At 38.4% G+C, this 6,635-nt stretch carries 8 protein-coding genes; 4 read left to right on the top strand and 4 right to left on the bottom strand.

Features of this window, described 5'->3' with window-relative positions:
- Nucleotides 1-48: 48 nt before the first annotated feature.
- The gene (locus ACOVO2_RS12880; RefSeq protein WP_421770371.1) at nucleotides 49-1,407 is read right to left on the bottom strand and encodes a Gfo/Idh/MocA family protein; all 1,359 of its coding nucleotides are present in this window, start codon (nucleotides 1,405-1,407) and stop codon (nucleotides 49-51) included.
- A gap of 328 nt (nucleotides 1,408-1,735) precedes the next feature.
- Between ACOVO2_RS12880 and ACOVO2_RS12875 the strand changes: the two genes are divergently transcribed.
- The 4 genes from ACOVO2_RS12875 to ACOVO2_RS12860 all read left to right on the top strand — a co-directional run bounded on the left by ACOVO2_RS12875 (nucleotide 1,736) and on the right by ACOVO2_RS12860 (nucleotide 4,703).
- Nucleotides 1,736-2,161, top strand: coding sequence for a 6-pyruvoyl trahydropterin synthase family protein (locus ACOVO2_RS12875; RefSeq protein WP_421770381.1), 426 nt, complete (start codon nucleotides 1,736-1,738; stop codon nucleotides 2,159-2,161).
- A complete protein-coding gene (gene folE, locus ACOVO2_RS12870; protein ID WP_421770370.1) occupies nucleotides 2,142-2,822 on the top strand; it encodes a GTP cyclohydrolase I FolE in 681 nt (226 codons plus the stop codon). Before ACOVO2_RS12875 ends, folE begins: the two co-directional genes overlap by 20 nt.
- A gap of 121 nt (nucleotides 2,823-2,943) precedes the next feature.
- Nucleotides 2,944-3,645, top strand: a complete 702-nt coding sequence (locus ACOVO2_RS12865) for an SDR family NAD(P)-dependent oxidoreductase (RefSeq protein WP_421770369.1) — start codon at nucleotides 2,944-2,946, stop codon at nucleotides 3,643-3,645.
- 128 nt (nucleotides 3,646-3,773) lie between these two features.
- Entirely contained in the window at nucleotides 3,774-4,703 is a 930-nt protein-coding gene (locus tag ACOVO2_RS12860; RefSeq protein ID WP_421770368.1) for an SPFH domain-containing protein, read from the top strand.
- 79 nt (nucleotides 4,704-4,782) lie between these two features.
- Here ACOVO2_RS12860 and ACOVO2_RS12855 read toward each other — a convergent pair whose 3' ends face one another.
- From ACOVO2_RS12855 to ACOVO2_RS12845, 3 genes are all read right to left on the bottom strand, one after another.
- The gene (locus ACOVO2_RS12855; protein ID WP_421770367.1) at nucleotides 4,783-5,403 is read right to left on the bottom strand and encodes a LysE family translocator; all 621 of its coding nucleotides are present in this window, start codon (nucleotides 5,401-5,403) and stop codon (nucleotides 4,783-4,785) included.
- Nucleotide 5,404: 1 nt separating this feature from the next.
- Complete coding sequence (locus ACOVO2_RS12850) at nucleotides 5,405-5,953, bottom strand: NUDIX domain-containing protein (RefSeq protein WP_421770366.1); 549 nt, start codon at nucleotides 5,951-5,953, stop codon at nucleotides 5,405-5,407.
- A gap of 55 nt (nucleotides 5,954-6,008) precedes the next feature.
- Nucleotides 6,009-6,635 (bottom strand): DUF1501 domain-containing protein (locus ACOVO2_RS12845; RefSeq protein ID WP_421770365.1); only part of this gene is annotated, 627 nt, incomplete at its 5' end.

The raw sequence follows: 6,635 nt of genomic DNA, 5'->3' as shown, positions 1-6,635 counted from the left end.
TGGAAAAACCTTCAAAGCTTATAAAAGTCCTTGAAGGTTTTTTGAATTTTAATAATTATCGTTTAAGCCAAAGATTGGTTTATTTGTTTTCCATTTTCCACGAGTAAAATCAGGAATTTCTACTGGAGAACTGCCACGTGCAATCGATAACTCCGAAAGTGGACTGATGGCACTCCATGCGGCAGCGTCATAAACATCAATCGGAGGAGCAACTTTGTTTTTTACTGATTCGATAAAGGCTCGTAGTACGAAGAAATCCATGCCACCGTGACCAGCATTTACGGCATCTTGCTCGAAACGTTTCCAAAGTGGATGGTCGTATTGTTTTTGGTAGTCGGCAAATGGCTCCCAAGCATCGTGTTTTTTAGAAACGCCTTCTAGATAAATCTGATTGCCATCGTTCATCCAAATGCCTTTTGTTCCCTGAGCTCTGAAACCCAATGAATAAGGGCGGGGACTATTTGTATCGTGAATAATTACAATATTTTCGCCATTTGCACATTGAATCGTGGTGGTTACAATGTCTCCGAGTTTGAATTTTACCTTCGCATTCGGATGATTTTCTCCACCATTTTCAACAATATAATTGTGCATTCCACGCGATTTTGTGGCAATTGAAGTCAAATATTCAAATTTGTTTCCACGATTAATGTCCATCCAGTGAGCAACAGGCCCGAGTCCGTGCGTAGGGTAGAGGTCTCCATTTCTATCGACTGAGTGTTGGGTTCTCCAACGTGCTTCGCTGAAACCTTTTTCTCCGAATTCTACGCCTTTTCCGTAAGCTGATTTGCCATCATTTAACTTTACAAAACGCAAATCGTGTTGATAGCCGCAATGTCCGTAAAGCATTTCACCGAACATGTTTTTTCGAACCATATTTAATACCGACATGATATCACGGCGATAGCAAACATTTTCGAGTATCATACAGTGCGAGCCAGTTTGTTCAAATGTATCAACCAAATCCCATGATTCTTGAAGCGTAACCGTGGCCGAAACTTCTACACCTGCGTATTTTCCAGCTTTCATAGCTGCCACTGCCATCGGAACGTGCCATTCCCACGGCGTTGAAATAATGATTCCGTCGAGGTCATCTCGCTTTACCATATTTTCAAAATCTCGTTCACCTTTCGTGTAGGCAACAGGTTCTTTTTTTTCAAATTTTTTGAAAATTTTGTTTGCCTCAGCAATTGAATTAAGGTCGATATCACAAATGGCAGGGATTTCTACATCTGAGCGATAAAGTGCTTGTTGGAGATGTGTACGTCCACGAAGGCCGACACCAATAAAACCAAGTCTTACTTTTTTATCTTCAGGTGATGTTTCGCCTTTTAGGTTTTGTTTTTTAGCAATAAATGGAATGCTTGAGGTAGCCAAGCTGGTTGAAAGAAAATTTCGACGGTTCATATTTAGGTTGGATTGAAGATGGTATTACAAACAATTACGTTGATTGGTGTTTCAAAGATAAAATAAAAAATTTTTATAATTAAATGATTAATAAAAAATATAATCTTTTTTGGATTGAATAGATAAAAAATATTTTAATCTCGGCAGCTTAAAAATCAAGGTAAATATTTTTTTTGAAAAAATCTTGAACAAAATAAAAATAGCACTTGTTAATATATCTGAAACTGTTTCTTTAGAACGATTTAACCACCGTTCGGTAGCCTACAAGTGTTGTACACAACCTTTGTAATGACTGTTTGGCTAACATTTTATTCATTTTTAAACATCTATTTTGGAATATCAAAAAAAGAGAGTTGCGGTGTTGCGAAAAGAACACTTCAATGCGGCTCATCGTCTCCACAACCCAGAGTGGGATGCGGAAGAGAATGCCCGAGTTTTCGGAAAATGTAATAATCCGAACTACCACGGACACAATTATGACTTGATTGTTCGACTGTCGGGTGAAGTTGACCCAAAGACAGGTTATGTTTTCGACACAAAAGTTTTAAGTGATTTAATCAAAAAACATGTTTTGGATAAACTTGACCATAAAAATCTAAACTTGGACGTTGAGGAGTTTAAATCACTGAATCCATCGGCAGAAAACATTGCTATTGTGATTTATGATATTTTGAGAGAAAAAATATCACATGATTATGATTTGAAAATTACACTATTTGAAACTGAACGAAATTATGTCGAATACCCAATTTAAAGAAAAAACTTTTGTGAACGAATTATTACTTGACGACCAAGACCACCCGTTTACTAAACTCGAAACACCGCTTCGTGAAGATGCTTTTGATTTGAACGACGATGAGAAAATTGAAATTATAGAAAAGCATTTCAAAGAAATTATGCACACTTTGGGTCTTGATTTGCAAGATGAAAGTTTGCGTGGAACACCAAAACGTGTAGCAAAAATGTACGTCAAAGAGTTATTTTCGGGCCTGAATCCTGAAAATGAACCTGCAATGACACTTTTCAGCAACGAATATAACTACAATGAAATGTTGGTTGAGAAAAACATTCAGTTTTACTCATGCTGCGAACACCATTTTGTGCCAATTGTAGGAAAAGTGCATGTGGCCTATATTTCAAATGGTAAAGTAATTGGTTTATCGAAATTGCACAGAATTGTGAATCATTTTGCTCGTCGCCCGCAGGTACAAGAGCGTATGACGATTCAGATTGGAAATGCGATTAAAAATGCTCTCATGACCGATGATGTTGCGGTTTATGTTGATGCCGACCACCAATGTGTTTCGTCTCGTGGTGTGAAGGACCAAACGAGTTCGACCATTACTTCATTCTACAGTGGAGCTTTTAATAAAGAAGAAAAGCGTAGTGAGTTTTTGAAAGTGCTAAGTATTTAATTGATAATACAGAATTGAGAATGGATTGTTGACTGTCTTCAAAACAATTTTACTAACTATCGGTTTAAAATTGTAGAGGTTGAAATTATCAATTATCCATTCTCAATTATTAATTATAGAAATGTCTTTCAAAGGAAAAAACTACCTTATTGTTGGAGCAAGTTCGGGAATCGGCTTGGCTCTTGCACAGTCATTAATAGAAGCAGGTGCCAATCTTTTTACAGCTTCTCGTACCCAACCAGATTTACAATCTACACACATCAGTTGGGATGCCGCAAATCCTGATAGTCAAGTTTTTAGTTCACTTCCTGCCACACTCGATGGCGTTGCCTACTGCCCAGGAACAATTAATCTAAAGCCATTCAACCGATTTACGAATGAAGATTTTCAGAAAGATTTTCAGATAAATGTCTTGGGTGCAATAAATGTCATTCAAGCTGTTTTACCCAAGTTAAAGGCTTCTGGCAATGCTTCGGTTGTATTGTTTAGCACAGTAGCTGTGCAAACTGGTATGGGGTTTCATGCTTCAGTTGCGGCATCAAAAGGAGCAGTTGAAGGTTTGACTCGCTCTTTGGCAGCTGAGTATGCTTCTTCAAAAATTCGCTTTAATGCAATTGCCCCTTCATTGACTGATACGCCATTGGCAAAAATGTTACTTTCTTCACCCGAAAAAATTGATGCCTCAAACAAACGTCACCCACTCGGGAGAGTAGGAACAAGTGCCGATATCGCAGCAGCTGCCAAGCTTCTATTGTCAGATGAAGGTAGTTGGATTACGGGTCAGATTCTACACATTGATGGTGGAATGGGTAATTTGAAGTAATATCACCGGCCGATAAATATATTTTTTGCAAATATTCCTTGTGATTTTACCATTTGTCAAGATTTTAGTTTAGGTTGCTACTTTCAAAGTACATTTGACCATTCATTTAACTAAAACCGTAAAACACAATGTTAACAATCATTTTACTCGTAGTAGCCGCAGTTGTCTTGTATCTTTCAGTTGTTATTGTTCAGCAAGGTAATGTTGCTGTAATTACAGTATTTGGAAAATATAGCCGAATCATGACCCCAGGCTTAAATTTCAAGATTCCTTTTATTGAGTTTGTTTTTCGTACCATTTCGATTCAAAATCGTTCAGCAGAATTACAGTTTCAAGCAATCACCAACGACCAAGCCAATGTTTATTTCAAGGCAATGTTGCTTTATACAGTTACTGACCAATCAGAAGAACAAATAAAGAATGTTGCGTTTAAGTTTATCGACCAAGCAAACTTTATGCAAGCTTTGGTTCGCTCAATAGAAGGTTCGATTCGTAGTTTTGTAGCGACCAAAAAGCAAGCTGAAATTTTGGGTTTAAGAAATGAAATCGTGACGGATGTGAAGTCAAATCTTGATAATACGCTCAATGGTTGGGGCTATCATTTACTTGATTTACAGATAAATGACATAACGTTTGATGAGGAAATAGTGAAGTCAATGTCACGTGTGGTTGCTTCTAATAACCTCAAAGCAGCGGCCGAAAATGAAGGACAGGCTCTTTTGATAACAAAAACGAAAGGTGCAGAGGCTGATGGTAATGCAATCAGAATTTCGGCTGAGGCTGAGCGTGAAGCAGCTCGTTTGCGAGGACAAGGCTTGGCTCAATTCCGTGAAGAAATTGCGAAAGGTATGGCAGTTGCGGCCGCTGAAATGGAAAAAGCCCACCTCGACCCATCAATTATCTTGTTTTCGTTATGGACAGAAACCATGCGTCAAGTTGCACAAGATGGCAAAGGAAACGTAATATTTATGGATGGTTCGGTTGAAGGATTTGACAAAACCATGAAGCAAATGATGGCTTTGAATCAAAATTCGGAGAATAAGCAGAAAGGAAAGTAAAGGCCACTGTCGATTGTCCACAGTCAACAGAAATTGGGAATAATTTTATTACTTGTGCCATTAATTTGGCACAAGTTTTTTATGCAACTATTATTTTATAAGCATCCCAAACCATTTTTAAGCCTACGCCAATGAAAACCAGACCAGAAATATATTTGATGTAGAGAATGGTATTATCGTTGAGTTTAGTTTTGATTCGGTCGGCAAAAATGGCGAAAGCAGATTCTACCACAAAAATCATGATGATACAAGTACCAAAAAAAAGTATTTCATCAAGCGATTCATATTTATAGCCTTTCAAAGTTGCCGAAACGAGCATCCAAGAGATAAAATTGACTGGATTTATCACATTTAGAAGAAAGCCTTTTCCAAAAAAATAAAAGAATCGGGCTAGTTTGAATTCTTGCATTTTTGATGGTGCTTTAGGTTTACGAAACTGCACCAGTCCTAAACTTATGAGTAGGAATGCCCCAAAAATGCGTGAGTAAAGACCAAAGTTTGGAATATCGGGTAGAAATGAAGTGCCGAGAAAAGCGATTGCTACCATGATTACATCGCCAAAAACTACACCGAGTGAAATTTTGACTCCAGCTTTGTAACCGTATTGAATACTATCTTGAATAAGGGCAAAAAATACACTTCCAAAGCCAAAACTAAGTACAACGCCCGTGACAAACCCAAAAATTATAGCTTCAAGCATATCAGAGACCTTTTAAACGTGCAACTTTCAGAATTCCTGCCACACTCATTGAGTCGGTGATTTTATCGGCCAAAACCATATCGAGAGCTTCTTTCAGCGAAACTTTTTTTACTTGTAGTTGCTCGGTGTCTTCGGGTTGGCTTTCTGATTGGGTGATTTCTTCGGCAAGGAAAATATAGGCAACTTCATTGCAAACCGAGTTTGATGTGTGAAGTTTAGAGATTAAAGACCAATTTTGAGCAATCAGGCCCGTTTCTTCTTTCAATTCACGTTTGGCGGTTTCCAACACTTCTTCTCCATCGGGGCATCCGCCTTCTGGAATTTCCCAAGAATATTCATTCAGTGGAAAACGATATTGCCCAACAAGCCATGTATTTCCATCTTTATCAATTGGAACAACACCAACTGCAATATTTTTGAAATTTACAGTTCCGTAAATTCCTTTTCCGCCACTCGGATTGATAACATTTTGGTGGACAACCTGTATCCAATTATTTTCATACTTGACCTCTGAGTCAAGAATTTTCCACGGATTGTGTTCTTCATTCATGCGGCAAAATTAAGACAAAATCGCTAAGAATGAAAGTTGTTATTTTAAGATAATACTACAAAATCTCACGAATTACTTTTCCAGAAACATCGGTTAATCTAAAATTCCGCCCTTGAAATGGAAATGTAAATTGCTCATGGTCAAAGCCCATTACGTGCATAATTGTTGCTTGCAAATCGTGTATGTGAGTTTTTCCTTTTACTCCGTAATAACCAATCTCATCAGTTTCGCCGTGGGAATACCCATTTTTGATTCCTGCACCAGCCATAAACATCGTGAAGGCATCAACGTGGTGGTCACGGCCTTTCAGTGGGGTGTTATTATCGCCCGCTCGGTTTTCCATCATTGGTGTACGGCCAAATTCGCCTCCCCAAACAATCAGTGTTTCATCGAGAAGTCCACGTTGTTTGAGGTCTTTTATGAGTGCTGTTATTGGCTTGTCAACGTACTCAACGTTTCTTCGTAAACCAATATCAACTCCACTACCTTCGTCGGTGCCATGATTATCCCACCTGCGGTCGAAAAGCTGAACGACTCTAACGCCTTTTTCGATTAATTTTCTGGCCAAAAGACAATTATTGGCAAAACTGGCTTTGCCGACCTCGGTTCCATACATTTCGTGAATGTAAGCTGGTTCGGTTGAAATATCCATCGTTTCGGGTACTTCGGCTTGCATTCTGAA

Source organism: Emticicia sp., assembly GCF_049241225.1.
Classification (GTDB): Bacteria; Bacteroidota; Bacteroidia; order Cytophagales; family Spirosomataceae; genus Emticicia.
This window is presented reverse-complemented; position numbering and strand designations above follow the sequence as displayed.

What these genes read in the sequence shown, in the direction of transcription:
- ACOVO2_RS12880 (WP_421770371.1), bottom strand. Translation starts at nt 1,407, where the DNA reads ATGAACCGTCGAAATTTTCTTTCAACCAGCTTGGCTACCTCAAGCATT.
- folE (WP_421770370.1), top strand. Translation starts at nt 2,142, where the DNA reads ATGTCGAATACCCAATTTAAAGAAAAAACTTTTGTGAACGAATTATTA.
- ACOVO2_RS12865 (WP_421770369.1), top strand. Translation starts at nt 2,944, where the DNA reads ATGTCTTTCAAAGGAAAAAACTACCTTATTGTTGGAGCAAGTTCGGGA.
- ACOVO2_RS12860 (WP_421770368.1), top strand. Translation starts at nt 3,774, where the DNA reads ATGTTAACAATCATTTTACTCGTAGTAGCCGCAGTTGTCTTGTATCTT.
- ACOVO2_RS12855 (WP_421770367.1), bottom strand. Translation starts at nt 5,403, where the DNA reads ATGCTTGAAGCTATAATTTTTGGGTTTGTCACGGGCGTTGTACTTAGT.
- ACOVO2_RS12850 (WP_421770366.1), bottom strand. Translation starts at nt 5,953, where the DNA reads ATGAATGAAGAACACAATCCGTGGAAAATTCTTGACTCAGAGGTCAAG.